The organism is Streptomyces sp. NPDC090108 (genome assembly GCF_044747185.1).
Classification (GTDB): domain Bacteria; phylum Actinomycetota; class Actinomycetes; order Streptomycetales; family Streptomycetaceae; genus Streptomyces.
The window spans coordinates 561,964-588,339 of record NZ_JBIVDQ010000002.1 but is presented as its reverse complement, the minus strand read 5'-3'; the positions used below and the strand labels follow the sequence as shown (position 1 = coordinate 588,339).

Annotated in this window: 23 protein-coding genes; 5 read left to right on the top strand and 18 right to left on the bottom strand. The window is 73.3% G+C overall.

From position 1 onward, the window contains the following. Window positions 1-122 precede the first annotated feature (122 nt). A complete protein-coding gene (locus ACIPRD_RS07790; RefSeq protein WP_401560967.1) occupies window positions 123-1,424 on the top strand; it encodes a molybdopterin-dependent oxidoreductase in 1,302 nt (433 codons plus the stop codon). Between the two features lie 313 nt (window positions 1,425-1,737). On the opposite strand, the gene ACIPRD_RS07785 is transcribed toward ACIPRD_RS07790, so the two are convergent. Genes ACIPRD_RS07785 through ACIPRD_RS07775 form a run of 3 tightly spaced genes read right to left on the bottom strand, consistent with a single transcriptional unit; the run spans window position 1,738 to window position 3,868 of the window. After that, window positions 1,738-2,526, bottom strand: a complete 789-nt coding sequence (locus tag ACIPRD_RS07785) for a class I SAM-dependent methyltransferase (RefSeq protein WP_401560964.1) — start codon at window positions 2,524-2,526, stop codon at window positions 1,738-1,740. After that, the gene (locus tag ACIPRD_RS07780; protein ID WP_401560962.1) at window positions 2,523-3,146 is read right to left on the bottom strand and encodes a DUF2064 domain-containing protein; all 624 of its coding nucleotides are present in this window, start codon (window positions 3,144-3,146) and stop codon (window positions 2,523-2,525) included. The genes ACIPRD_RS07785 and ACIPRD_RS07780 overlap by 4 nt, the downstream gene beginning before the upstream one ends. Beyond that, window positions 3,143-3,868: a glycosyltransferase family 2 protein gene (locus tag ACIPRD_RS07775; RefSeq protein WP_401560959.1), complete on the bottom strand. Its 726-nt coding sequence runs from the start codon at window positions 3,866-3,868 to the stop codon at window positions 3,143-3,145. The genes ACIPRD_RS07780 and ACIPRD_RS07775 overlap by 4 nt, the downstream gene beginning before the upstream one ends. Before the next feature lie 114 nt (window positions 3,869-3,982). Here ACIPRD_RS07775 and ACIPRD_RS07770 point away from each other — a divergent pair, with 114 nt between their 5' ends. Both ACIPRD_RS07770 and ACIPRD_RS07765 read left to right on the top strand, forming a co-directional pair. Beyond that, window positions 3,983-4,747, top strand: a complete 765-nt coding sequence (locus tag ACIPRD_RS07770; RefSeq protein WP_401560956.1) for a response regulator transcription factor — start codon at window positions 3,983-3,985, stop codon at window positions 4,745-4,747. Window positions 4,748-4,749: 2 nt separating this feature from the next. Next, window positions 4,750-5,859: a HAMP domain-containing sensor histidine kinase gene (locus tag ACIPRD_RS07765; RefSeq protein ID WP_356408613.1), complete on the top strand. Its 1,110-nt coding sequence runs from the start codon at window positions 4,750-4,752 to the stop codon at window positions 5,857-5,859. 117 nt (window positions 5,860-5,976) lie between these two features. Here the strand turns inward: ACIPRD_RS07765 and ACIPRD_RS07760 are convergent, their stop codons facing one another. The 7 genes from ACIPRD_RS07760 to ACIPRD_RS07730 all read right to left on the bottom strand — a co-directional run bounded on the left by ACIPRD_RS07760 (window position 5,977) and on the right by ACIPRD_RS07730 (window position 15,973). Beyond that, window positions 5,977-6,966 carry an NAD-dependent epimerase/dehydratase family protein gene (locus ACIPRD_RS07760; RefSeq protein ID WP_401560953.1) on the bottom strand — a complete coding sequence of 330 codons (990 nt, stop codon included), beginning with the start codon at window positions 6,964-6,966 and terminating at the stop codon, window positions 5,977-5,979. Between the two features lie 213 nt (window positions 6,967-7,179). After that, entirely contained in the window at window positions 7,180-9,111 is a 1,932-nt protein-coding gene (locus ACIPRD_RS07755; RefSeq protein ID WP_401560950.1) for a glycosyltransferase family 39 protein, read from the bottom strand. Window positions 9,112-9,152: 41 nt separating this feature from the next. Beyond that, window positions 9,153-10,220 carry an NlpC/P60 family protein gene (locus tag ACIPRD_RS07750; RefSeq protein WP_356408441.1) on the bottom strand — a complete coding sequence of 356 codons (1,068 nt, stop codon included), beginning with the start codon at window positions 10,218-10,220 and terminating at the stop codon, window positions 9,153-9,155. 47 nt (window positions 10,221-10,267) lie between these two features. Beyond that, on the bottom strand, window positions 10,268-10,750 hold the full coding sequence (locus tag ACIPRD_RS07745) for a poly-gamma-glutamate biosynthesis protein PgsC/CapC (RefSeq protein ID WP_356408444.1): 483 nt from the start codon (window positions 10,748-10,750) through the stop codon (window positions 10,268-10,270). Beyond that, window positions 10,750-12,210 (bottom strand): poly-gamma-glutamate synthase PgsB, encoded by a 1,461-nt coding sequence (gene pgsB / locus ACIPRD_RS07740; protein ID WP_401560946.1) that lies wholly within the window; start codon window positions 12,208-12,210, stop codon window positions 10,750-10,752. Before pgsB ends, ACIPRD_RS07745 begins: the two co-directional genes overlap by 1 nt. A gap of 15 nt (window positions 12,211-12,225) precedes the next feature. Further along, the gene (locus ACIPRD_RS07735) at window positions 12,226-14,493 is read right to left on the bottom strand and encodes a HAMP domain-containing protein (protein ID WP_401560943.1); all 2,268 of its coding nucleotides are present in this window, start codon (window positions 14,491-14,493) and stop codon (window positions 12,226-12,228) included. A gap of 238 nt (window positions 14,494-14,731) precedes the next feature. Then, window positions 14,732-15,973 carry a hydrolase gene (locus tag ACIPRD_RS07730; protein WP_356408453.1) on the bottom strand — a complete coding sequence of 414 codons (1,242 nt, stop codon included), beginning with the start codon at window positions 15,971-15,973 and terminating at the stop codon, window positions 14,732-14,734. 324 nt (window positions 15,974-16,297) lie between these two features. On the opposite strand from ACIPRD_RS07730, the gene ACIPRD_RS07725 reads away from it, so the two are divergent. Then, a complete protein-coding gene (locus ACIPRD_RS07725) occupies window positions 16,298-16,609 on the top strand; it encodes a hypothetical protein (RefSeq protein ID WP_401560941.1) in 312 nt (103 codons plus the stop codon). 149 nt (window positions 16,610-16,758) lie between these two features. Here the strand turns inward: ACIPRD_RS07725 and ACIPRD_RS07720 are convergent, their stop codons facing one another. Further along, entirely contained in the window at window positions 16,759-17,730 is a 972-nt protein-coding gene (locus ACIPRD_RS07720) for a hypothetical protein (protein ID WP_401560939.1), read from the bottom strand. Between the two features lie 368 nt (window positions 17,731-18,098). Here ACIPRD_RS07720 and ACIPRD_RS07715 point away from each other — a divergent pair, with 368 nt between their 5' ends. Continuing rightward, on the top strand, window positions 18,099-18,914 hold the full coding sequence (locus ACIPRD_RS07715) for a class I SAM-dependent methyltransferase (RefSeq protein WP_401560936.1): 816 nt from the start codon (window positions 18,099-18,101) through the stop codon (window positions 18,912-18,914). 25 nt (window positions 18,915-18,939) lie between these two features. Here ACIPRD_RS07715 and ACIPRD_RS07710 read toward each other — a convergent pair whose 3' ends face one another. The 7 genes from ACIPRD_RS07710 to ACIPRD_RS07680 form a co-directional block, all read right to left on the bottom strand. After that, entirely contained in the window at window positions 18,940-21,318 is a 2,379-nt protein-coding gene (locus ACIPRD_RS07710) for a tetratricopeptide repeat protein (RefSeq protein ID WP_401560934.1), read from the bottom strand. Beyond that, the gene (locus tag ACIPRD_RS07705) at window positions 21,308-21,748 is read right to left on the bottom strand and encodes a hypothetical protein (protein ID WP_401560931.1); all 441 of its coding nucleotides are present in this window, start codon (window positions 21,746-21,748) and stop codon (window positions 21,308-21,310) included. The genes ACIPRD_RS07710 and ACIPRD_RS07705 overlap by 11 nt, the downstream gene beginning before the upstream one ends. 382 nt (window positions 21,749-22,130) lie before the next feature. After that, a complete protein-coding gene (locus ACIPRD_RS07700) occupies window positions 22,131-23,048 on the bottom strand; it encodes a LysR family transcriptional regulator (protein WP_356408459.1) in 918 nt (305 codons plus the stop codon). Window positions 23,049-23,422: 374 nt separating this feature from the next. Beyond that, window positions 23,423-24,118, bottom strand: coding sequence for a type 1 glutamine amidotransferase domain-containing protein (locus ACIPRD_RS07695; RefSeq protein WP_356408462.1), 696 nt, complete (start codon window positions 24,116-24,118; stop codon window positions 23,423-23,425). A gap of 252 nt (window positions 24,119-24,370) precedes the next feature. Next, entirely contained in the window at window positions 24,371-24,727 is a 357-nt protein-coding gene (locus ACIPRD_RS07690) for a hypothetical protein (RefSeq protein ID WP_401560928.1), read from the bottom strand. Further along, complete coding sequence (locus tag ACIPRD_RS07685; protein ID WP_401560925.1) at window positions 24,724-25,350, bottom strand: Asp23/Gls24 family envelope stress response protein; 627 nt, start codon at window positions 25,348-25,350, stop codon at window positions 24,724-24,726. Before ACIPRD_RS07685 ends, ACIPRD_RS07690 begins: the two co-directional genes overlap by 4 nt. Then, window positions 25,347-25,931, bottom strand: coding sequence for an RNA polymerase sigma factor (locus tag ACIPRD_RS07680; RefSeq protein ID WP_401561876.1), 585 nt, complete (start codon window positions 25,929-25,931; stop codon window positions 25,347-25,349). The genes ACIPRD_RS07685 and ACIPRD_RS07680 overlap by 4 nt, the downstream gene beginning before the upstream one ends. Between the last annotated feature and the right edge of the window lie 445 nt (window positions 25,932-26,376).

The following is a 26,376-nucleotide window of genomic DNA, read 5'->3' as shown; positions in this document are numbered from 1 at the left end:
CGGGTCACACCGGCACGTTAGGCCGGAGACCGGCCGAAGTGGGCGTCCGGCGGGTGGACGTCAGCGTTTCGTCATGGGTCGCGCACCCGTTCACCGGGTTCTCCCGGCCTACGGTCGGACTCATGCGAGACGACGCCCCGCCGCCCGTTCCGGAGCATCCGGACCCGGCGCGCGCTCCCCTGGCCGCCCGGCTGCCCTCCTCCCCCGGTTTCTGGCGCAGTCCGGTGCGCGGCATCCGGTTCACCTCGGTCCTGGGACTCGTGCTGCTCGCCGGCATCACGGTGCTCTTCGTGACGGGACTGCTGTCGTACGCCGCGTACAACCCGGATCTGTCGCCGGTGAACGACACCACCCCGGACAAGGGGATCCTCGGCTTCTACCTCTTCGCCTGGCCGACGAACCCGTACTGGCTGTACCGGCTCACCCAGGGCCTGCACGTCACCCTCGGCGTCACCCTGATCCCGGTGCTGCTCGCCAAGCTGTGGTCCGTGGTGCCGAAGCTGTTCACGCTGCCCCCGGCCCGCTCGCTCGCGCACGCCCTGGAGCGTCTCTCGCTGCTGCTGCTGGTCGGCGGCGGGCTGTTCGAGTTCACGACCGGCGTCCTGAACGTGCAGCTCGCCTACGTCTTCCCCGGCTCCTTCTACCCGCTGCACTTCTACGGCGCGTGGGTGTTCTTCGCCGCGTTCGTCGCGCACGCGGCGCTGAAGACACCGGCCGCCCTGCGGGCCGTACGGGAGCGGCGCGGAACGGAGCGGACGGAGCTGGCGGACGACCTGGCCGCGCCCGATCCGGTCCCGCCGACCGTGTCCCGGCGCGGGGCGCTGCGGTTCGTCGGGGGCGCCTCGCTCCTGCTGCTGGTGACGACCGCGGGGCAGAGCATCGGGGGCGCGCTGCGGCGCACGGCCCTGCTCGCGCCGCACGGGTGGGCGGATCCCGGGAGCGGACCGGACGGCTTCCAGATCAACAAGACGGCCGCCTACGCCGGGATCGACGCGGCGGAGACCTCGGAGGAGGCGTGGCGGCTCGTCGTCACGGGCCGGGGCGGCAGGTCGGTGCGCCTCAGCCGTGCCGATCTGCTGCGCCTGCCGCTGCACAGTTCGGCGCTGCCCATCGCCTGTGTGGAGGGCTGGTCGACGGCCGACCAGTGGTGGCGCGGGGTACGGCTGCGCGACCTGGCCGCGCTGGTGGGCTTCGACGGCGACCCGCCGGACGTGCTGGTGGAGTCCCTCCAGCGGCACGGCGCCTTCCGGCGTGCCGCTCTGCGCGCCGATCAGGTGGCCGATCCGCGCTCCCTGCTCGCCCTGTTCGTCAACGGGGAGGACCTGTCCGCCGACCACGGCCGTCCGGCGCGGGTGATCGTGCCCGCCGCGCCCGGTGTGCTCAACACCAAGTGGGTGGCCCGTATGACCTTCGGAGACCTGTGATGCGACGGCGGATCCCGATCGGGAGCCCCCTGCAGATCCTGTTGCTGTGCGCCTCGTTCGCGCTCGCCGCGTACGCCGGGGTGCGGCTGCTCGCCGGTGACTGGCTGGGCGTGGCGCTGTGGGTGGTGGGCGCGGCGCTGCTGCACGACCTAGTGCTGCTGCCGCTGTACACGCTGGCCGACCGGGCGGTGTCGGGCACGCTGGGGGCCGTGGGGCACCGGGAGCGGACGATGTACGTCCGCGTCCCGGCCGCCCTTTCCGCGCTGCTTCTGCTGGTGTGGTTCCCGCTGATCGGCGGGACGGTCCAGGAGCGCTACCGGTCGGCGACCGGGCTGTCGACGGACGGGTTCCTCGCCCGCTGGCTGCTGATCACGGCGGTCCTGTTCGCCGGCTCGGCGCTGCTGCTGGTGGTGCGGCTGCGCCGCCGTGCACGGCCCGGGCCGCGGAGGGCGACGAAGCGGCGGCCCCCGGAGGTCCATTGACCGGTGTGCTGCCAGCCTCGCGCGTAGCGCAGCAGGGCAGGGGCGCCGACCCGCGCCCACGGGAAGGAGCCGTCGCCGGCCCGCCCCTCGGCGACGGGGCCGGGCACGGCGTCGACGACCTGCACCTCGGCCAGTTCGTCGACGTCCACCGGGTCGGTCTCGGCGATCAGCAGGCCGCCGGGGGCCAGGAGCCGGTGCACGCGGGCGAGGAGCGCGCCGGGGTCGCCGCCGATGCCGATGTTGCCGTCCATCAGCAGGACGGTGCCCCACCGTCCCTCGCCGGGCAGCGGCTCGAAGACGGAGCGGCGCAGGGCGTGGCCACCGAGCCGTACCGTCCGGTCGACGGCGGCCTGGCTGACGTCGATGCCGAGAACGGTACGGCCGCGGGCGGCGAGTTCGGCGACGAGCCGCCCCGGACCGCAGCCGATGTCGAGGACCGTGCCCTCGCAGCGGTCCAGGACCTCCCGGTCGACCCGGTCGGCCCGCGCGCACCACCGCTCGACCTCCAGCGGCAGCAGCCAGCCGTCGGCGCGGCGCAGGAAGAGGGGGCCGCGTCCGGCGCGCAGTGCGGCGGCGTAGGGGTCGGCGCCGGCCCAGGCGACGGCCGCCGTGGCGCTCATCGGTCCTCTCCGTCACCGGCCGCGAGACGGGTGACCAGGGCGGCGAAGCGGCTGTGCGGGGCGAGCGCGGCGACCAGGGCCGCGTCGGCGGCGGTGTCCACGTCGCGCAGCGGCGGGAGTTCGCGCACCCGGAGACCCGCGTCGGCGAGCCTGCGCCGCTGGACGGCTCCGGTGAGGGGGGTGGACATGGGCACTCCGCGCAGCAGGGCGGGGTCGGGGCGGGCCAGGCCGAGGGCCCAGAATCCGCCGTCGTCGGCCGGCCCGAAGTAGGCGTCGCAGTCGGCGAAGTCGGCGGTGAGCAGGGCCGGGGTCACCTGGGGGGTGTCCATGCCGACGAGCAGGGCCGGTCCGTCGCAGTGGGCGAAGGCGTCCGCGAGCCGTTCGTCGAGGCCGCCCGCGCACTGCGGTACGACGTCGAATCCCGGGGGCAGCCAGGGGCCGGGGCGGCCGTCGAGGACCAGGACGCGCCGGGTGGCGGGGGCGGCGGCCACGGCGTGCAGGGTGTCGGTGAGGGCCGCCTCGGCGAGCGCCGCGGCGTCGGCGGGGGTGTACGGCGGGGTGAGCCGGGTCTTGACCCGTCCGGGCAGCGGTTCCTTGGCGATGACGAGCAGCGTGGTCACCGTACGGCCCTCCCCGGTTCCGGGGCCGCGGCGCGGGGCTCGGCCAGGACGCGGCTCATGTCGCGGACCGCCTGCCAGGTGCCGCGCCAGGTGCCGGTCACCTTGGAGGCGCCGGTGCGGGGCAGGTACGGCACGTCGTGCTCGGTGACGCGCCAGCCGGCGTCGGCGGCGCGCATCACCATCTGGAGCGGGTAGCCGCTGCGCCGGTCGTCGAGGCCGAGCGCGAGGAGCGCCTCGCGGCGGGCCGCGCGCAGCGGGCCGAGGTCGTGCAGGCGCAGTCCGGTGCGGCGGCGCAGCAGCCAGGAGAGCGCGAGGTTGCCGGCCCGGGCGTGGGCGGGCCAGGCGCCGCGGCCGTGCGCCCGCCGTCGGCCGAGCACCAGTTCGGCCTCTCCGGCGCGGACCTCCTGGACGAAGGGGAGGAGGAGCGCCGGGTCGAGGGAGGCGTCGCAGTCGCAGAAGCAGACGATGTCGGCGGTGGCGGCGGTCAGGCCGGCGTGGCAGGCGGCGCCGAATCCGCGGCGTGGTTCGTGGACGACGGTGGCGCCGAGCGAGCGGGCGATCTCCGCCGAGCCGTCGGTGGAGCCGTTGTCGACGACCAGGGCGGTCCAGCCGGCCGGGATCCGTTCCAGGACCCAGGGCAGGGCTTCGGCCTCGTCGAGGCAGGGGAGCACGACGTCGACGCCGGTCGTTGATGAGGGTGATGAGGTGGTCACGGTTTTCACCCTACGAACGCGAAGCGGACATAAAGGACTTACGCTCCTTACGAAACGCGGACGTCGGTGCCGGACGGGGACACGGGTGCCGCGTCCGCGGCGAGCCGGTGCGAGGCTGGAGGCATGCAGCAGCCGTACGCGCCCGCAGGGGCGGATGCCATCGACCGGACCGCCGCGGCGGTGCCGCCGCCCGCCCCCGGCGCCGCCCGGATCCTGGTGGTCGAGGACGACCCGACCGTCGCGGAGGTCGTCGCCGGATACCTCGCCCGCGCGGGGTTCACCGTCGAACGGGCCGACGACGGCCCCGCCGCCCTCGCCCGGGCGCACGCCCACTGGCCGGACCTGGTGGTCCTCGATCTGATGCTGCCCGGCATGGACGGCCTGGAGGTCTGCCGGCGGCTGCGCGAACGTGCTCCCGTTCCGGTCGTGATCCTCACCGCGCGGGGCGACGAGGACGACCGCATCCTCGGCCTGGAGGTCGGCGCCGACGACTACGTGACCAAGCCCTTCAGCCCCCGTGAACTGGTGCTGCGGGTGACGTCGGTGCTGCGCCGCACCCACGCGGGTGCGGCGGACCCGGCTCCCCGGCGTGCCGCCGCCGGTCTGGCCGTCGATCCCGCGGCCCGCCGCGCCACCAGGAACGGCACCGAACTCGCCCTCACCCTGCGCGAGTTCGACCTCCTCGCCTTCTTCCTGCGGAACCCTGGGCGGGCGTACAGCCGGGAGGACCTGATGCGCGAGGTGTGGGGCTGGGACTTCGGCGATCTGTCCACGGTGACGGTCCATGTCCGGCGGCTGCGCGGCAAGGTGGAGGACGACCCGGGCCGCCCCCGGCTGATCCGGACCGTGTGGGGCGTGGGCTACCGCTTCGAACCGGAGGCCGAGTGACCGTGCGGGACACCCTGCTGATCGCCCTGTACGCCTTCGCGGGCGCCGCCGGCACCGGCCTCGCCGGAGCGGGCGTGCTCCGCCTGGTCCGGCGCCGTTCGCTGACCGCCTCCCTCACCGTGGTCACCGCGGTCGGCGTGGTCGGTGTGCTCGCGGGCACACTCGCGGTGGCCTGGGCGATGTTCCTGTCCTCCCACGACCTGTCCGTGGTGACGACCGTGGTCGCCATGGCGGCCGTGGTCTCGCTGGCGACGGCGCTGCTGATGGGGCGCTGGGTCGTGGCGCGCAGCCGTGAACTGGCCATGGCGGCCCGCTCGTTCGGCGAGGAGGGCGCCTTCGCGGCGCCCGGCGCGCCCGCGACCGCCGAACTGGAGTCGCTGGGCCGCGAGCTGGCCGCCACCAGCGCCAGGCTCAGCGAATCACGCGAGCGCGAAAGGGCGTTGGAGGCCTCCCGGCGCGATCTCGTCGCCTGGATCTCCCACGACCTGCGCACCCCGCTCGCCGGACTGCGGGCCATGTCGGAGGCCCTGGAGGACGGCGTCGCCGCCGACCCCGGCCGCTACCACCGGCAGATCCGCACGGAGGTCGACCGGCTCAACGCCATGGTCGGCGACCTCTTCGAACTGTCCCGCATCCACGCCGGCACGCTCCCGCTGTCCCTGTCCCGGATCTCGCTGTACGACCTGGTGGGCGACGCTCTCGCGGGCGCCGATCCGCTCGCCCGCGAGCACGGCGTACGGCTGGTGGGCGGCCTGGTGGAGCCGGTGCCGGTCGAGGTGGACGGCAAGGAGATGAGCCGCGTCCTCGGGAACCTGCTCGTCAACGCCATCCGCCGGACACCGGCGGACGGCACGGTCGCCGTCACCGCCGAACGGGCGGCTGAGGGCGTGACGCTGTCGGTGACCGACGGCTGCGGCGGCATCCCGGAGGAGGACCTGCCGCGCGTGTTCGACACCGGGTGGCGCGGGACCCACGCCCGCACGCCCCCGGCCGGTGCGGGCCTGGGCCTCGCCATCGTGCGAGGGATCGTCGAGGCGCACCAGGGCCGTGCCGCCGTGCACAACATCCCCGGCGGCTGCCGCTTCGAGGTCACGCTGCCGGCGGCGCTGTAGGCCGTGTCCGCGAAGCAGCGTCGTCTGCCTTTGGGGCAGGGCCCTCGGCGCCCGGCGCGTGCGACCACAGGGCGGAGGGGCGCACGCGTACGGGGCGTACGCGGGCGGGGCGAGGGCTCACTCGGCCGCCGCGAACTCCCGCATCCCGTCGGCGAATCCGACCTCCGGCTTCCAGCCGAGGCCGGCCCGCAGCCTGGCGGAGTCGGCCGTCACATGCCGTACGTCCCCCAGCCGGTACTCCCCGGTGACGACGGGCGCGGGGCCGCCGTGGGCGTCGGCGAGCGCGCGGGCCATCTCCCCCACCGTGTGCGGCTCGCCGCTGCCGGTGTTGTAGACGGTGAGCGCCCCGGTGGCGGCCTCGGCCTCCAGGGCCGTGGCGTTCGCCGCCGCCACGTCCCGCACATGGACGAAGTCCCGGCGCTGGCGCCCGTCCTCGAAGACACGCGGCGCTTCGCCCCGGGCGAGCGAGGACCGGAAGAAGGAGGCCACCCCGGCGTAGGGGGTGTCGCGCGGCATCCGGGGGCCGTACACGTTGTGGTACCTCAGGGAGACCGCCGATCCGCCGGTCGACCTGGCCCAGGCCGCCGCCAGGTGCTCCTGGGCCAGTTTCGTCGTGGCGTACACGTTCCGCGGATCGGCGGGCGCGTCCTCGGCGACCAGCCCGGGCCGCAGTTCGGCGCCGCACACGGGGCAGCGCGGCTCGAACCGCCCGGCCTCCAGATCGGCGACGGCACGGGGGCCGGGCCGTACGACGCCGTGGCGCGGGCACGCGTAGCGGCCCTCGCCGTAGACGACCATCGACCCGGCCAGCACGAGGTGCCGTACGCCCGCGTCGGCCATGGCCGCGAGCAGGACTGCGGTGCCGAGGTCGTTGCGCGAGACGTACTCGGCCGCGTCCGCGAACCCCACGCCGAGCCCGACCATGGCGGCCTGGTGGCAGACGGCGTCCACGCCCGTCAGCGCCCGCGCGACGGCCGCCCCGTCGCGCACGTCGGCGCCGGCGTCCGCGCGGACGTCGAACACCACGGGCTCGTGTCCGCGCGCCGCGAGGGCCTCGACGACATGGGACCCGATGAACCCGGCACCGCCGGTGACCAGTACACGCATGCCTCCACGCTATGCCCGGGGCGGCACGCGCCCCCACGACCGCGCCCGCACGTCACGGCTCCGTAAGACCCGCGGCTCCGCCGATGACCGGCGGCGCCTTCTCGGCCGGGTCCACCCACGGCGGTGACCCTTCAGACCCGCCGGAAGACGAGGCCCGCGCACGAGGGGCACGCGGTTCTCACCCTCGCGTGCCCCTCGTGCGCGGGCGCCCTCCTACTTCTTCTTCGCCTTCGCCTTCTTCGCCGTCTTCGGCTTGTAGCAGTCGTACAGCGACAGGCTGCCGCCGGTGTGGCTGCCGTAGGCGGCGGGCCTGAGGCGGGTGCAGTGGGACTTGACCCAGGTGGTGGAGGCGGTGGTGGGGCGCTTGCTGGTGAGCAGGACGTAGCGCAGCTGGTGGCCGGCGACGAGGGAGCCGGTCTGCCGGGCCGTCGGGTAGGGCGTGATGCCGGTGAAGCCGCCCATGACGAGCATGGGCTCGGACGCCGCGCGCAGCAGGGGCTCGGCGGCGTAGGCGGCCTGGGTGGCGAGCAGGTACTTCTCGCCGTGGCGGTGCGTGGTGAGGTACCGCAGCAGCGCGGTGTCACGGGTGCTCGGCTCTCCGAGGCCCACCCGGGACAGCGGGCCGTGGTTCTGGACCGCCTCGGCGTACGCGTTGCCGACCGGACCGGCCATCGGCGAGGTGGAGATGCCCGCATACATGGGGTCGAGGCTCGCGAAGGACCAGCCGGCCGGGACGACCAGCATGGCCGCGATCCCCGCGGCGAAGGCGCTGCGGACGAGGCGCGGGGAGGTGCGGGAGCCGAGGACCCACAGGCCCACCGCGCCGCACAGGGCGAGCATCACGGCGATCGGCAGCAGCCAGGAGACGAAGCGGGTGTGCCAGTCGAGCGCCAGCGCCCAGAGCGCCGTCAGCATGATGGCGGCCGGCAGTGCCGCGCGCCGGCGGCCGCCCTCCGCGTACGCGTTGCGCAGCAGCTGGACGCCGCCGCCGGCGAGGGCGGCGATCGCCGGGGCGATGACCGCGGTGTAGTAGGCGTGGTTGCCGTTGGAGAGACTGAACACCACGGTGTGGACGGCCAGCCAGCCGCCCCAGAGCAGGAAACCGGTGCGCAGCGGGTCGGTGCGCGGCTTGCCGGAGCTCCAGAGGACGCCCAGCACCGCGGCGGCCACGGCGAGCGGCAGGAGCCAGGAGACCTGGGGGCCGACCGTCTCGTTGACCAGCATCAGCCAGCCGGTGTTGCCGCTGGTGCGGCTGGCGTCGGTGCCCGCGACGGCGCCGAGCGCGGTGGCGTCGCTGCTGAAGCGGCTCAGGCCGTTGTAGCCGAAGACCAGGGTGAACGGATTGTTGTTGGACGTGCCGTCGAAGTACGGGCGGTCGGCGGCCGGCGTCAGCCAGGCGAGCAGCGTCCAGGAGCAGGAGACGGCCACGGCGACCACGCCGGCCAGCAGCGCGCGCAGCGCCCTCTTCAGCGGCGCGCCGGGCGCGGTGAACTGGTACACCAGGGCGAAGACGGGCAGCACCAGCCACGCCTGGAGCATCTTGGCCTGGAAGGCGAGGCCGACCCAGACGCCGCAGGTGATCAGCGGCAGGAGCCGCTCGGTGCGCACCGCCTTCTGGAGGGCGCCGGCGGCCGCGACCAGCAGCAGGGTGAGCGCGGTGTCCGGGATGGTGGCGCGGTTGAGGGCCACGGTGACCGGGGTGAGGGTGAGCGCCAGCGCCGCGATGATCGCGGCGAACGGCCCGGCCCAGGCCCGGACGATCCGGTGCAGCAGCCAGACCGTGAGCACGCCCTCGACGACCTGCGGGAGCGCGGCCGCCCAGGTGTGCGGGCCGAACAGCCAGACGGAGACGGCCTCGGGCCAGAAGGCGCCGGGGAGCTTGTCGAGGGTGATGGAGCCGCCGGCGTCGAGTCCGCCGTAGAGGAAGGCGCGCCAGCCGCCGGCCATCGACCGTATCGCCGCGCCGTAGAAGGGGTGGAGGGCGGCGTGCCCGATGCCCCAGGAGTACAGCACCGCGGCGACGGCCAGTACGCCGGCGAGTGCCGGCCGCTCCCAGCGCGGCGCGGTCTCCGGCCGGGCGGGCGGCGGCTGCTCCACCCGTCGGATCTGGAGCGTGCTGGTGAACGGGGATTCGGGGGTGGCCATGGCAGTGGTCCTCGGATCAGCGGGCGGGTGCGGCGGCGTGGTCACAGGCGGCGGGCGGCCCTGAACCCGCGGGCGTAGAAGTCGGTGCCGTCCAGGAGCGAGCGGCCCGACATGTCGCCCATGGTCGGACCGTTGGCGGCGGAGCGGCTGGAGTAGAAGCGGTGCCGGCCCTGGTCGTCGAGGCCCAGGTACATGCCGCAGTGGTCGATGAAGTTCGGCCGGTCCTTGATGATGGCGAAGAAGACCAGGTCGCCGGGCTGCAGGACGCCCAGTTCGGTGGGCTGCTTGTTGGTGTGCGGAATCACCAGGCGGCCGGGGCCGTCGGCGGCGATGGCGAAGGCGCGGCGCGGCATGCCGGCGCCCTTGGCGTTGGTGTTGTGCAGCGGCAGGCCCATGCGGTAGCCCCACACCAGGCGCTGGAACCCGGAGCAGTCGACGTCGCCGTAGCGGGCCTGCTCGGGCTGCGCGCTGGTGCCGTCCGAGAAGGTCCAGGGGGTGCCGAGGTAGTCGTAGAAGTCGGACTGCTCGTCGTGGTAGGCGAAGTCCAGGGGGTTGGCGACCTCCTGGTTGCGGGGTCCGAAGTGGGCGGTGCCCGCGTAGCGCACGCCGCGGCTGTTGTGCTTGTCGGGCGCGCCGGCGCTGCTGTACTGGAAGGCGATCGCGAAGACGTCCGGCTCGGAGTCGTCGAGCGCCTTGTCGAACCAGGCCTTGAACCAGCCGGCCTTCTCCATGCCCTGCTGCCACTCGTGCGGCAGCACCCGCACCCAGGCGTCGGTGGTCACCTTGGCGTCGGTGGTGCGCGGTTCGCTGAAGGTGCGGGTGGAGCCGGCGACCACGACGGTCCGGGCGCCGTCGGTGAAGGTGGCGAGCGTGCCGCCGTCGGCGTCGCGGACGACGGTGCGGGCGGGGTCGGCCAGCCGCTCGAAGGTCCGGGGCCCGCCGCCGGTGCCCGTGCCGCCGCCGGAGCCGCCGGAGCCGCTGTCTCCGCCGCTGCCGCGGTGTTCCCAGAAATAGCCGCCGACCGCCCCGGCGACGGCCACTCCGGCGACCGCGCCGAGTACGGCACGGCGGTTCGGACTCTTGCTCCTGCCTGCGGGTTCGGAATGCATGGCCGGTTCTCCTTGGGGATGCGGGGTGAGGGGCGGTGGGCGGGGGGTCAGGCCACGGGCAGGGCGCCGAGCAGGAGTCCGACGACCAGCACCACGTACGTGGCCAGCGTCACCGCCGTGGTCGAGATGAGCGTGGCCCCCAGCGGCTGCCTGACCATCTGGTAGGAGACCAGGCCGGGGACGATGAAGCCGAGCGTCTGCGAGGTGTAGAGCAGCGGGAACTCGTGGTTCAGGGCGAGCATCACCGTGGTCTGGGTGAGGACCGCGCACAGCACGACGGCGGCGAACAGCCGCTTGCCGTAGAGGATCACGGTGCGCTGCAGCAGCTTCGTCAGGAAGTAGGTGAGCGCCGCGACACCGACCATCAGCGCCGCCATCTGCACGTCGGTGACGAGCGTGAGGGCGATCCAGCCCGGGGTGATCATTCCCCCGGGCGAGAGGTTGGTGGTCAGGTAGCAGACGAGCGAGAAGACCAGCCCGAGGGCGATCCCGAGCGCGGCGGTCTGAGCGGTGAGATGAGCGGGAATCACTAACGGTTCCTCGGGGACTGGTGGGGATCGTAGGAGGGGTACGCGTCTGCTTCGGGGCGCCCGTCACCGGACCGGTCGTTGCGGGCGGCTGCCCGGCGGGCGAGCTCGCGCTGCCCGGGGATGTGGAAGCCGTGAGCCGGGGTCTCCAGCGGCGCCACCCAGCTGTACGGCTCGGGTGCGGGCGGCGGGGAGACCGCGATGTGCCGGGGCAGGGCGAACTGCATGGTCTCCTGGTCCAGGCCGCCGCCGGCGGGAACGGAGACGAGCTCGTCCTCGGAATCGTCCACGGGCAGTTCGGCGAGGCATTCCAGGAACAGTTCGCCCTGACCGTGGATGTTGCCGATCGCCACCAGGGAGGAGCTGGGGCCGAGTTCCGCGAGGATGTCGGCGGTCAGCTCCTCGGGGTCGCGGCGGTCGCCGCCGAGGTCCACCACCTGTCCGGTGAAGCCGGCGGGGATGGCGTCGCGGGCGCTCTTGGTGGGGTGGCCGATCAAGAAGACCGTCTCGGGGGCGAGGTCGGGGACGATCGCACCCATCTGGCCGTTGCGCTCGACGCGGTCCGGACGGCAGTTGATGATCACGTTGAGCGGGCGCCGGATCGCGCCCAGGTCCTCGAGCTGCTTGACGTTCATCAGCGTCGACTCGGGGTCGTTGGCCGCGAAGACGTTGGCGAAGCGCAGCCGCTTGCCCTCGGGGGTGACGTAACGTTCCACCGACAGCACGCCCGGGTCCGGCGGGGCGTCCCACATGCCCTGGAGCGCGGTCTGGCGCTCCACACCGACGAGTTCGGCGACGGCGAGCGCGATCGCCACGTTCTCCTTGAAGGTGAACCAGCTGAAGCCGCGCAGTTCGGCGTCGCTCACGGACTCCGGGTCGACCGAGATCAGCCGGCAGTTCCGCTTGTCGGCCTCCTGCTGGAGGATGTGCAGCCGGTCCTTCTCCGCCGTCACGCAGATGCCGCCGACCGGCATCGAGCGCGAGAGCGAGCGGGCCACGTCGTCCAGCGTCGGGCCCATCTCCTCGAGATGGTCCTCACGGACGTTGCAGAGCACGCCGATGGTGGAGCGGATCAGCTTCTCCTGGTTGATCTCCTGGAGCGCGGGCATCACGGCCATGCACTCGATCACCAGCGCGTCCGGCCGGTAGGCCGCGGCCCGCCGCACGATGCCGATCTGCTCGACGATGTTGGACAGCCCGAACTTGCGGTACACCGGCTCCTCGGTGGCATCCGGGTGGATGAACCGGGCGGCGGTGCCGGTGGTCTTGGAGACCGTCACGAGACCACCGCCGCGCAGCGCGCCCGCGCACAGCCGGGTGATCGAGCTCTTGCCGCGGATGCCGTTCACCAGCACCCGCGTGGGTATCTGGTCCAGCGACGCGAAGTGCCGTCGCTGTTCCAGGATTCCGGCGGCCCAGAGCACGGCACAGGACAGCAGGACTACGACATAGAGGAAGAGCACGCCTGATCCGTCCTTCTACCGCTGGAGGGTGTTCTCGTGCCGGGCCCGGGAGGCCTCGGCGGTGTGGCCCGCCGCGCCGGCCCGGTTCCGGTCCGTGAGGGCCTGGCGCATGAGCTCCAGGCCTCGGGTGACCGAGCCGACCTCGTCGTGGTTGACCGGGTGCAGGACGGTACGGCGGTCTCCGCCCGCGAGCTGTTCGCCGAGCACGGCGACCGAGCGCAGCGGACGGATCACCACGACGTGCAGCCAGCCGAGGCAGGCCGCGCCGAACGCGAGGGCGAGGATGCCGGACAGCATGGTGCGCTGCTGGGCCTGCACCGCGGGCAGCCGCAGGGCGGCCGCGGGCTCCGCGGTCACCACGCGCCAGCCGAGGTGGGCCGTCGGGCCGCTCTGCGCGAGCGGTGCGGCCGCGTCGACCGAGGGGCCGGAGGACGAGGAGAGCACCGTGGAGGTCGCGGTGCCCGCGGTGCCCGGGGCTGCCTGGGCGCCGCGGGCGAGACGGGTCAGACCGGCCTCGGGCAGCGCCTGGAAGGCGCGGTAGCCGACGCTCGCCGCCAGCACCTTGGAGTCGGCGTCCGTCACCCACACGCTGCCCAGGTCGGGCCGGGCGAGGGTGGAGTTGAGCGTGGTCACGTCGATCTCGCCGAACAGGACCACGCCCGCCGCGGGCTTCTGCCCCTTGGCCGCGCGGACCTGGGTGTAGGTGGCGATGGCGGGGATACGGCCCGAGGTGTTGACGGTGGTGACCCCGCCTCCGCCGGGCACGTGGACGAGGGTGCGCAGCGGTGTGCCGCCGACCCTGAGCGTGATGCCGCCGGAACGGTCCAGGAGGTACAGCGAGCGGTACTGCTTGTGCTGGGCGAGCGTGTGCCGCAGGACCTCGCTCTGGGCGTCGCGGCTCTTGCCGGGCAGGCTCAGGGCCGCGTCGCTCAGGTCGGCGTACGACTGGTCGAGCGACTGGCGGACGCGGTTCGCCGCGATCTCGGTGCGCGCCTGCTGGTCGGCGACGACCGGGGCGGGGACGGCGGTCGCGGTGTCCGCGCGGTTCAGCATGAAGATCATCGGTACGGCCCAGGCGGCGACCAGCAGCACGCCCAGCGCGGCCAGCGCCCGGTGGCCCGGTCCGCGGCGGGCCGGGAACTCCTGCGGACCGGTCTCGCCGAGCAGTTGCAGGCGCAGCGACTCCAGTACGCGTCCGATCCGGGCGAGTTCGCCGAAGCCGTGCACGGGGACGGGCCGGGACAGCTCCGCCTCGGCGGCACCGCCTTCGGTCGCGCCCCGGGCCAGGCGGCCCGCGGACAGGTAGAGCCGCAGCAGCGGGCGCTGCACGAGGAGGTGCAGGGCGAGTCCGAGCAGCAGCGCGATCACGACCAGCGCCGCGGCCGCCTCCAGCGCGAAGCTGGAGTAGTCGACGGAGGCGGCCGTGGCGGGAACCGAGCGGGAGGTGAGGACCGCGAGGCCGAGCTCGTCGGTGTCGCCCGAGCCCGTCCGGGAGGCCACCTGGGACCATCCGGCGACGGTGCTCCGGGTGCCCGTGACGGTGCCCAGCAGGCTTCCGGAGGCGTCGGTGTCCTGCCCCGCGTCGCCCACCGCGCGGGCCGCCTTGGCGAGCAGTCCGCCTTCGGCCGCGGCCGGCGGCGCGGTGCCGCGGGAGGTGGTGACGAGCGCCTTGCCTGCCGCGTCGAGCACGGCCGCGGTGCGGCCGTCGCCGTACGTCGTCAGGGTGGGGAGCGCCTCGGAGACGGCCAGCAGCCACTGCCGCACGGTCGGGCGCGGCACCTGGTTCTGGTCCTGGTCGGCGTCCGGCTTCTGCGGGGGCAGCGTGACCCTGGCGAAGTACAGCAGCTGCCGGGTGCCGTTGGCGGTCACCAGCCGGGGCGCGAGGGGGCCGTGCGGGGTCGTCGTCCTCGCGGCCTCCACCTCGGCCAGCGGCACCGGGCCGCCGCCGGAGGCCAGCAGCTTGCCGCTGCGGGCGTCGACGAGCGTGCCACCGAGGTCGGCCTTGCTCGTGGCGGTGAGCGCTTTGAGGACGCTCGCGGGTGTCGAGGTGCTCGTGGCGGGGTAGGCGTCGGCCGTGCGGCGTACCGCGCCGGCTTCGGCGTCGATGGTCGTACGCACCGACAGCGCGGTGTCCGACGCGATGTGCTGCTCCGAGGTCAGCACGGCCGTGGGCACGCGCTCGGCGTGCACGCCACCGAGGCCGGTGACGGTCAGGACGGCGACCAGGAGGAGCAGAAGCAGAAGCAGGGCTATCGGCGGACGCACACCGCCGAGCAGCGGCATGTCGGCGCGGCGGCGAATACGGTGTCGGCGCGGCGCCCGGGACTCGGTGGGCAGGGCAGCGGTTCCTCTCTCAGTGAGCGCCTAGCGCAAAAACGTTCGATGGGGCGAACGAACACTTTAATCGCACGCGATCACATGTCCATCACACTTTCGTACCGGGGCTGTCCGGATGGGGTGCTTTTTCCGGTCACATCGAAGGGCGGACTCCGTTGTGCGGGCCCGCCCTTCGAGCGGCCGGTCAGCGGACGAAGGAGATCTCCGAGTACTGCTTGTTCGGCCCGTCGAGCAGGGTGCTGTGCTTCTTGCTCAGCGTCTGGTCGAAGAAGGCCGCGAGGTAGGTGCGCTGGATCTGGACCGCGCGGTTCGGGTCGATCGTGCCGTACTGCTGCTGGACCTGGGACCTGGAGAGCCCCATCAGGCCGGCCACCTGCGGCACCATCCACTCGTTGTCGCTGAACGACAGGTGCGCGGCGCCGTGCAGCTGGATGTCGACCTTGTATCCCTTGAGGTGCGACCACAGCGTGCGCCACGAACCGTCGTTGTTGCGGTTGTGGGTGCCCGAGCTGAAGAGCATGAAGGGGCGGTCCAGGTCCTTGCTCGGCGCGGTGCCGAAGAACTGTCCGTCCAGGTTGGCGCCGGCGGCGATGCGGTGGTCGAGCTGCATGGCGGTGTCGACCGCGGCGCCGCCCAGCGACCAGCCGAACATGCCGATCCGGGCCATGTCCACGGACTTCGTCAGACCGGTGGGGAGCGTGGCGTGACCCACGTCCGGGTTGCCGCCCTTGCTGAGCACGCCGAGCTGGTCGACGACGTACTTCATGTCGGCGGCGCGCACCTTGAGGGTGTCCGAGGAGTGCGAGCCCGCGGGCATCGTGTTGACCTCGACCCGGTTGCCCGGGAACTGCACCTCGTTGGCGTCGTGGGTGTGGTCGACGGTGACCACGAGGTAGCCACGGCTGGCCATGTCCTGAGCGAGGGCGGTGCCCATCGCGCGGTCGGAGTGCAGACCGGTCGAGTACAGCAGGACGGGCAGCTTGCCGAGCTTGGTGTCCACCGGGGCGAGGACATGGCCCGCGGTGGTGGGCAGCGTCACCTGCTGCGGGTTCAGACCGCGCGTGGCGAGGAAGTGGTTGCCCGAGAGCGACGGCATCCACGGCGCCTGGTAGTGGCCCGACGGAGCGGCCGTCGGATACCAGACCGAGACCATCAGCTCCCGGGACTTGCTGCCGGAGACATAAGGGTCCTTACGGGACTTGTCGACCAGGTGCAGTCCGACCATGCCCACGCTGTGCGGCCCGGACGGCGCCGGCATGGTGAGCTTGAGCGGAGACGCCGCGCGCAGGCTGCTGCTGGGCGGAACGGCCGAGGGGTGGGCCCGGTGCAGGCTGGGCGCCTCGTCGTTCTCGGGAGCCCAGGGCGTGTTGACGTCGGGCGACGTCTTGGTGGGCGTTGCCTTGCCGGGCGTGGAGTCGGCGGCCATCGCCGGCGTCATCCCCGCCCCCAGAGCGACAGCGACCGCGCTCGCCGTCCCGACCGCCTTCGCGATCGATCTGCCACTGGGACGTGGGCGGCGGTGTTTCATGGAACCCCCTCGTGGGAACACGACCGCAGAACTGGCGGTCGACTGCCGTACACCGTATCGCCGTTGCGGAGCCGGTGAACCGTCGCACCCGACTCCGGCCCGATCTCGTACGGCCGCCCCTCGCCCATCTCCCGGCTCGCACGCCCCTTCCCCCAGCCTCTCCGCTTGACCGCGCCCGAGGGGTGAAGTCAGGATCACGTGTCCGGATCAGGGGGGTGGAGCATGGCCGTGGCGGCTTTCCGGGCCCTCGACGCGCTCGTGTTCCTCACGGCTGGCGTGTGGATCCTGCGACGCGGGCGCGGCCGGCGCGCGAACACCCTCGCCGGCTGGGGCGCCGTCGCGATCGGACTGGGAGCGGCGCTGCACGGGGCCGGCGAACTCGCCGGAGCCCGGCATCCGCTCGGCCCGGTCCTCGCCGTGTGCTCGGCCGCCTCGAACCTCGCCGGCGCCGCACTGGTCGTCGCGGCGGCCAGAGCCTCGGGACGCGGACGATCCCGGAGAAAACGCCACAGACTGCCACCGTCACGCCCCTGAGCAGCGGCCCCCTCGCGACTCTCGGACATCGGACGCCACGCCGTTCCTGAGCGCCGGCCCCTCGCGCCGGCCTTCGGCGCCGGCCACGCCCCACTCCGACGGACGCCGGCCGGGGGAGCCGGCCGGGTGCCCGTGCACGGCCCCGCGAGTCAACCTCCGCCGGACTCGGTTCCGTCGAGGACGCCGGACCGTGGCACGGGCGGAGGGCCGCACGGGACCTCGCGGCCGCTCGCCTGCCGCGGCATACGGCGCGTCACGACCTCGGAGGCGGTCACCGAGAAGCCCGGTGCCCCTCGGCACACGTTCCTGACGTACGGCGAGAAGTCCCGGCGGTGCGGGTGCAGGCTCTCGTGCGGCGAGAGGGGACCGCGCCCGCCGACGACGCCGAGCATCGCGTTCAGCTGGTCGGCGCATTCACGCAGTACCGCGATCACCGCGGGCGAGGAATGCAGAACCTCCAGACGAGGAAGGAGCGAGCGCACGAAGCGCCCCAGATACATTCCGTCGGACCCGCTGCGGAAAGGAGTCCTGAGATCGGCGTGCAGTTCTCCTGTCCGGATCCGGCGGACCTCGCGTGAGACACTGGAACCGGAGAGCGAGGTCCATCTCTCGTCACGCAGCTTTCCCGCCCCCCGCGCCGTGACCGGTAAGGCCCTGACGGTCATGGCGACATCCTCCGCACCGGCACCGAACGGCAGGACGAGGCGCCGGAGGTCCGCGACGGAACAGATGTGCGCACTGACGTCGTACCGGCCCGGACTCCCCCAGTCCGCGCACATGCGGTCGCCCTGCGGCTTGCGCGAGGTCACCACCATGAGATCGACCGCACGGCCCTCCCCGGCCGCCCCGACAGCCCGCTCCAGTTCGGCGGTGGACGGGTAGCCGACAACCTCCAGGAAGTCGACGGAGGCCAACCGGGAGACGGCCGAGGGCAGTTCGTCACGGTCGCGCACGACGACCACGACATCCACGTCGGACGGGCGCAGGCCCGGCCGTTGCTGGCGTACGGAGAAGAACCTGCCGTAGGACATGGAGCCGGCGAGCAGGAGGGCCTCGCTGCACCCTGCGAGGGCGGCGGACAGCGCGACGATGTCGCGGCATCTGCGCAGACTTTCGACCATCACCTGCACCGCGGAGTTCCGGGCCCACGCATCGCGGGCCGAGCCGGCACCCGCCCCGGTACCGGCGGCGGACCGGAAGCCCTCCCGGAATTCCGCGTGACAGGTTCCTTCATCCTGCGCGGACATCTCGTAAGCCCTCCAGGCCCGGGCCGCCAACTCCTCCAGCCGTACCGAGGCGGAACTCCCGTATTTGGTTCGACGGTTCGGGATTCCGGCAGCTCTTTCGCCGATTTCCCGCCACCCGGATATCTCTGCCACCTGCCGGCCTTCCCTTGGGTCGCGTGCCGCTCGGCCGCCCTGTTGACCGTCATGGATCACCGCGCCTAGCCTTGCCGGGATGCCGTCGAGGGCGGGGGGAATCCGGGGCCATGCCGCGTTCGGACGAGGACATCGCCAACCTGCTCCGCTGGGACGAGGCCGCCGCTCTGCATCTCGATTCCCCCTTCTACGCGGTGCGGGAGGTGATCTCCGGGGAATCGAGCCTGTCCGCGATCGACAGCGAACTCCTCGCCGGTCTCGGCGGCCGGTGTCTGCATCCCATGTGCCATATCGGAACGGACACGGTGAGCGTCGCGCGGACCTTCTCCGAGGTGGTCGGATTCGACTACTCGGAAAAGGCCGTACGCATCGCCGGCCGGACAGCGGACCGGGCCGGGGTGCGGAACTGCCATTTCATGGCGGGTGATGTGGCGGCCATCCCGGTCGCATCGGCCTGCTTCGACGTCGTTTTCCTCAACTGGGGCTCTCTGGTCTGGATCTTCGATCTGCCGTCCGTCCTGGTCGAGCTGCGGCGGGTACTGCGTCCCGGTGGCCATCTCGTCGTCGTCGACCAGCACCCGGCGTCCCTCACCTTCCGGCGCGGATTCCCCCCTTCCCTGATGGTGCCGGTCGAGGACTACTTCGGTGAGCGGAAGATCTCGGTCGACCGGAAGGACTATGCCGAACGCGGGGCCGACATCAGGCATACGACGGTGATCGAGGCACGCCACACCATGGCGGACATCCTCCGGTCCGTCCTCTCCGTGTTCCGTCTCGTCGAATTCCAGGAGTACGACTCGCTGAGCTGGCAGGCGTATTCGGGCATGGTGGTCTCGGGGCGTCGGCTGTGGAGACGGAAGAGCTCTCCGGTGCCGCTGAGTTTCTCCGTCGTCGCACAACGAGAACCGGGGACGGGGATTCACTGAATGCCGCGGTCCGCGCGCGGCGCCGTCAGCCGGATTCCAGAGCACTGAGCCGCCGGCGCGTCTTCCGTGTGTCGGGATGCTCTTCACCCAGCACCCGGGTCCGCCCCTCGAGGGCGGCACGGTACTCGGCCTGCGCGGCGGCCACCTGCCCGTGCCGGGCGAGGATCCAGGCGAGGTCATGCCGCGTCCCGAGCGTCTGCGGATGATACGCGCCGAGCACTCTGGTCCGCTCCTCCAGCAAAGCCTGGTACTCCGCCTCCGCCTCGGCTCCGGTGACCTCGCCCTGTTGCACGAGGATCCGCAGCAGGGCGTGCCGCACGGCCAGTGTGTCGGGATGCGAGGCGCCGAGAGCGCGGGTGCGTTCCGCCAGCAGTGCGCGGTACTCCGCCCCGGCGGCGGCCAGGTCGCCCTGCCGCGCGAGGACCGCGGCGAGATCGTGACGCGTCCACAGCGTATGCACATGGCTCGCGCCCAGCACCCTGGTCCGTTCCGCCAGCACCGCCCGGTACTCCGCCTCCGCCTCGGCACCGGCCAGACTTCCGCGCCGGACGAGGACCAGCGCGAGATCGTGTCTCGTCCAGAGGGTCTGCGGATGGCTCGCGCCCAGCACGCGTGTACGTTCCGCCAGCACCGCGCGGTACTCCGCCTCGGCGCCCGCCAGGTTCCCCTTCTGCCCGAGCAGCCAGGCGAGGGCGTGCCGCGTGCGCAGCGTCTCGGGGTGCACAGGGCCCAGCACCCGGGACTGGTCGCCCAGGACGCGCCGGTAGGCCTCCTCGCCTGCGGCCGGATCACCGCCCCTGTCCTTCAGCCGGGCCGCCTGGTAACGGAACTGGAGCACGCTGGGATGAGCCGCCGGCAGCCGGTCCAGCATCGGCTCGGCGTCCTCCCTGAGCCGGACGGCCTGCTCCAGACTCCCGGTGGACAGGGCGTGGTCCATGCACGCCGCGACTCCCTCGAACAGGTATGCGGCCGCCGGCTCCTCGATGTCGTCGAGCGTCTGCGCGAGCGTGCTCAGACGCATCGCGTGCGAGAGGAGGTTGCCCCGGAAGCTCCACTCACCGGTGTTCCTCGAATCGCGCCCCCGGACGGCGGCGGCCAGGCCGTGCAGCCCCAGCGCGACGTAGGCGCCGCGCTCGCCGTCGGCGGCCACCGACGCACGCATCGTCTCGCCGATGACCGGGTGCACCACCAGCGAATAGGCCGAGACCGGTGATCCCCCGGCGGGGGAATTGCGCAGCAGGAGACCGAAGTCCGCGAGGCCGTCGATGGTTCTCTGGATCTCGTTGGTCGACCCGAACGTGAACAGAGGCGACCGTGCCAGCGTCTCGGGACCGGCCATCAGGACGTAGGGGATGTCCACGTCGGCACAGTGCGAGAACAGACGCATGAGGGCGCGGGCGTTCGGGACCCCCTGTTCACCGAGGAGGTCCAGACTGATCTCCCAGGTGACGGTGACGCGCACACTGCGCTGGGCGGAGCCGGTGCCGACGGGACCGTCCACCAGCTCACCGAACCGCTCGTCCAGGGCGGCGCGGTAGGCGTCGAAGGTGGTGGGAGCGGTGGAACCGGGCCAGGGGGCGGACGTCCGCACCCGGGCGAGATACAGCCCCGCCTGGTGCAGCACCAGCGGCATGCGCCCCAGCCGGTCGGCGAGTCTCTCGGCGTCCTGCAGGGAGCCGGCCCCCGGACCGGCACGATCCCGCAGGATCTGGGCCGCCTGTCGCGTCGTCAGTTCACGCAGCGCGTGCCGCTGCCATGCACCCCACACTTCCGCGTTTCCGTTCCTGCTGGTCACGAGGACCGTTCCCGAGAGGCCGGGGGTTCTGAGCCAGCCGTTTCCGTCACCCACGGAGCCGCCCGGCGGGGCCAGGATCCTCGTGTCGTCGGCTCCGTCGATCACGAGGAACCAGGGACGCGGATGGAGCGCCAGGAGTTCCCAGACGAGCTCCGGTGCGTCGCCGTCGTGACCGGACCAGGCCAGCCTGACCCGTTCCGGAGAAGCGCCCAGCCTGAGGGCGAGTGCCCTCATCCCGGCGCTGAGTGCCGGATAGTCGGCCGCGGAGATCCACCAGACGTCGCGGCCGCGCGTGCGCGCGTGGGCGGCCAGGTCGAGGGCGGTGGTCGTCTTGCCGTACCCGCCGGCGGCGTGCACCACGTGAACGGACCCCGGCTCGCTGTCCAGAACGGACTTCAGCAGGGCGGAGCGGCCACGTACCGGGAATCCGGTGCGGCGCGGGGTGATGGACACCGGGCCGGCGAGGCCGGGATCCTCCTGTCGGACATGGGTGATGATCTGGTCGCGGTGCGCGATGTACACATCGCCCGCGGCGCTGACCGGGGCCGGTCCGGGCCGTCCGTCCCCGGGTGCGTCCGGGCTCGGGTGGGTGCCGTGGCTACTCGCCATGCCGGCCGGTGCCGGGTGCGTGGTGGTGCGTGATGGTCTGGTCCCGGCCCGAGACGTAGACGTCCCGGGCCGACCGGACGGAGAGTTCACCCACCGCCGCATCGCGGGGTGTCGCCGCCGAGGAGCCCCTCGCCCGGTCGATGGCGGCCTGGATATCGGCCGCCGCCTCGGGATGACGCTCCAGCACTTCCCGCAGGCGGGCGGCCCATTGGCCGGTCAGCGCCGCACGGGCCGCCTCCCGGCCGTCGCCGGCTGCATCCAGCTGTGCTGCGACCCGGTCGAGTTCACCCGTCACCACGTCCTCCCGGCCAGCCCGGTGGAAGACGCGGCCGAAGGCCTCACGTGTGGACTGCCACGTGTCCGTGGCCGCCGCCGCGACCAGTGCCGTCGCACCTGAAGTCGCCAGCGCGGCGATCCAGTCGGCTTCCACAGCGCGCTCCTCCCGACGAGTGGAGACCAGAATCCGCCTCCGTGTCCGGGGCCGCAAGGTGGCGTGCGGAAGCGGTCCCCGGTGCGGTGTGTCCTCACGTCCCCCTGGATCTCGGGGTCGTACAGGATCCCGGCGTCACCGACGCCGGCCCGTCCGTACGCACAGGTTCTCGAAGTCGGTGGCCGCGCGGACGGGGCGAGCGGCCACGAGTCCGACAGCGGGTTCGGCTGTCCGGACATCCGCTCATGATCCCAGAGGCGATGGCACTCTCCGGCGCGCGCCGCGGCGACGGCCTTGCCCGCGGTCACGGCCGGCTTGGCCCGCGGCGACAGCGGGTCCGCCGGCCGGCCCGCGTCACGCCACCCGGCGGACGCGGGCCGCTTCACCAGGTGCGGGCCGCGTCGATCAGGAGGTCGCGGACCCGGGTGACGTCCGGGTTGTCCGGGCGTCCCGGGCGCTGGACGAGGAAGCCGGTGTTGATGGGCGGATCCTCGGGTTCGTGCAGGGCGACGAGGGCGCCGGAGGCGAGTTCGGCCTGGCAGAGATAGCGCGGCAGGACCGTGAACCCCGCTCCCGCGGTGACCGCCGCGAGAACGCCGCGCAGGTCGGGGACGGTGACGGCCGCGGGGCAGGACAGTCGCGCACCGAAGACGTGCCGCCAGTAGCGGCGGGCGATGGGCACGTCCTCCGCGTAGGTGACCAGGGGGACGGTGTGCAGCGCCGCCGGGCCCTGCACGGCGAGGCGTTCCTTGACGCGGTCGGCCCAGACCGGGGCGGCCACGAGGACGAACTCCTCGTCCATCAGCGGTACGGCCGCGAGGGTGCGCCCTCGCGGGCGGTAGGTGGAGACGACCAGGTCGTGACGGCCGGCGCGCAGTTCCTCCAGGAGCGGGGCGGTCAGGCCCGGGGTGATCCGCAGCCGCACGCCTTCGGCGACCAGCGGGGCCAGGACGGGCAGGACCCGCGTGCACAGGAGTTCGGCGGGGCCCGCCAGGTGGACGGGCCGGGCCCGCGCGCCGGACGGGTCGCCGTGGCCGCCCGCGGCGGCGAGCGCGTCGAGCGGGGCGGCCACGCGGGCCGCGAGGTCGTGGGCGACGTGGGTCGGGGCGACACCGCGCGGCAGGCGCTCGAACAGTTCGCGGCCCGTCTGGCGCTCCAGGGAACGGATCTGGGCCGTCACCGTGGACTGCGACAGCCCCAGCGTCCCGGCGGCGGCGGTGAAGGACCCGGAGCGGTAGACGGCCAGGAAGGTGCGCAGCAGGTTCAGGTCCGACACCGGAGCGGTGCCGGGGGGTGGCACCGGTGGAGCATCGTCGGAGTGCGTATGTGCCACGCCGGAAGCGTATCCATTCTCCTGCGGCCGGGCTCGGCGGGGGCACCGGCCCGGCCGCCAGGACGCCCCGCACGCGCTCGGCGTACGGGGCGCACGGGGCGTACGGGGCCTGCGGGGCGTCCGCGGTCGCCGCCCGCCGGGCCCGCGCCAGTGCCTGGCCGGGCAGGCGGGCGGCGAGCAGGCGGGAGGCGTCGTCCTTGCCGCGGGCGTCCGGGTGGAACGCTCACCGGGACACGCCCATGGGGGGCGATGTCGTCCATCGTGGCGCGCCGTACGCCGCACCGGGTGAGGCGGTCGCAGGTGGCGTCGAGGACCTCTCAGAGCCGGTCGGCCCTCATGGGTCAGGCCAGCTTCTTGAGGACCTCGGCCGCGAGCGGGGCGGAGGAGGCCGGGTTCTGGCCGGTGACGAGGTTGCGGTCGACGACCACGTTCGGGGCCCACGGCTCGCCCGCCTGGACCTCGACACCGGCGTCGACGAGCCGGGTCTCCAGGAGCCACTTGGCCTTGTCGGCGAAGCCGGCCTGGGTCTCCTCGGCGTTGGTGAAGGCGGCGACCTTGTAGCCGGCGAAGGCGTTGGAACCGTCGGCGCGCGTGGCGGCGAGGAGCGCGGCCGGGGCGTGGCAGACGACCGCGAGCGGCTTGCCCGAGGCGAGGACGTCGATGAGCAGCCTGCCGGAGGTCTCGTCCACGGCGAGGTCCTCCATGGGGCCGTGGCCGCCGGGGTAGAGGACGGCGTCGTAGTCGCCGTGGTCCACGTCCTCCAGCCGTACCGGCTTGTCGAGCTCGGTGAAGGAGGCGAGAGCGGCGGCGACCTTGTCGGCACCCTCCTGGCCGCCGTTGACCTCGGGGGCGAGGCTGCCACGGTCGACGGTGGGGACGACACCGCCGGGGGTGGCGACGACGATCTCGTGGCCGGCGGCCTTGAAGGCCTCGTACGGGGCGACGGCCTCCTCGGCCCAGAAGCCGGTGGGGTGCTCGGTGCCGTCCGCGAGCGTCCAGTGGTCGGCACCGGTCATCACGAAGAGGATCTTCGACAAGGTCTTGCTCCAATGAGGGTCGGGCCGGCGGCCCGGGGACGAGGGGCACGCGCACCGGCGTTCGGCGGACGCTGACGTTCCGCGTCCAGATCGTCGGTGCGGCGATGACCTCGAACGTAGACCCCGTCGCCCCCGCGTGACCAATGGAGGGACCGATGCCCGGTATCGGCATTCCGATGGATCGGCGGGGAACAGACCGGGTTCACCGCCGGAGCGGACGACGGTGGCACCACGCCGGTCGGACGATGCCGGTCAGACGACGCCCGTCACCGTGACCGTGACGTGTGCCGGCTCCGCGGGCCGGGCGCCGGCCAGGCAGGCGGTGACGGCGGTCCGCGTGGCGCGCGTGACGTCCAGCGCCCGCGCCTGGGCGCGGATGACGATGCGCACGTCGATCTTCCAGGGTTCCGTCCGTGCGGAACGGGTCATCCGTACCCCGGCGCAGGAGGCGCGGTCCCCGCCGGTGCTGTCGAGGGCCGCCCGGAGCCGGTGGGTCAGGCCGGGGGCGAGGAAGGCCACCCCGGGTACCTCGCGCACGGCCTGCGCGAGAGCGTCACCGAGGGGCGGGGTCGTGGGCGGGGGCACGGACGGGGGCGTGGGCGGGGTCATCGGCTGCGGCCCTTCTCGCCGCTGTCCGGCGTGTCGGTCAGATCGGTGATGTGCACGTCGATGTCCGCGATCCTCAGACCGAGGCTCCGGTCCGCCGCCAGCCGGACATGCTCGCGCACCCGGTCGGCGAGGCCGGGCAGGTCGGGTGCGCTCATCGGGGCCCGGATGCCGAGACGGACGGCGACCAGGCCGGTGCCGGCGTCGTCGTCGGGGGTGATCCGGCAGGATCCCGCGCGCACGCCGGGTTCCCGCTCGGCGGCCGCGCGCAGGGTGCGGGCCGCCGCCGACTCGACGATCCACATGTCCTCCTCCGGCTCGCCCAGCGGCAGCGGCCGCCCCGGGCGCAGTTCCAGCCGGACCACGTTCATGACGCGCTCGGTGAGCGCCGCCGCGTCGTAGTCGGCCGGCGTCGGGGTGTCGTCGCGGAGCTGTTCGACGGCCCGTTCCAGGTCCTCCAGTTCGGCGACCGCGGCCCGGCAGTGGGGGCAGGTGTCCAGGTGCTCGTCGGTGGCGCCCTCCTCCCAGGCGGTCCAGACCCCGGAGAGCAGGCGCCCGCAGGGCAGGCGCTCGTCGTCGGGCTCGTGGGGCGGGGGTGTGTCGGGCGGGTGGAAACGAGTGGTCATCGCCAGGCCCCCAAGGCGTTGGTCAGATGGCGTCGGGCGCGGAAGACGCGGGCGCGGACGGCCTGCTGGGTGATGCCGACCGTGTCCGCGATGAATGCGTAGGACTGGCCGTCCCATTCTCTCAGCACCCAGCAGATGCGCTGTTCGGCGGAGAGCCCGGCCAGTTCGCGGTTCAGGTCCCGTACGGCGGCGCGGGCCTCGGCGATCCGGTCGGGCGCGACGGTGTACTCGGGCGCGGCGATCTCCCCGACCGCGTCCAGCGGCGCCTGGGGTCTGCGGGCGCGCAGGACGTTCAGGCAGCGGTTGGTGACGATGCGGTACAGCCAGGTGCCGAAGGAGGAACGGCCGCGGAACTCGGGCAGCTTCCGCCAGGCGCTGATGAACGCGTCCTGGACGGCGTCCTCCGCCTCCGCCTGGTCGCCGAGCAGCTGCGTGGCCAGCCTTACGAGCGCGGGGGCGTGACGGTGCACCAGGACGGCGAAGGCTTCCTCGTCGCCCTCTCCCGCGCGCACCGTGAGCAGGGCGTCGTCCAGCCCGTCCGCCTCGCCGGGCGGTCCGGTCGGTGTGGGGTCCCCCGGCACGGGGCGGCTCCCTTCGTCGGTCGGTTCTGCTTCCTTGGACACGCCGGGCGGCCGTCCGTTACGGGTCGGTTCTGCTTCCTTGGACACGCCGGGCGGCCCGTCCGTTACGCACACGCCCGGACTTCCGTCACGCCCACGTCCGTGGCCCGGGCGGATCCGGCGGGTCGTCACGCGGTCGCGCAGGTCACGCGGGTCGCCCCGGTCGCCCGGGGCACGCCGCCAAGCGTCGCACGCGGAGGGGGCCTTCCCCCGTAAGCCCCTCGGCGGACGGCCGCATCCGTTCTTCCGTGTCGGGCGGATTGAGCGTCCGTGCCCCGGAGAAGAAGCCGGTCACGGGTGCCGGACGGTGTCCGGCTGAAGATTTTCCGGGCAGGCGCGTCACAACCGCCGCCCGGCGGTGTCTACCGAGTGACAGCGCATCGGGGCGGCAGCCTCACCGCGCTCG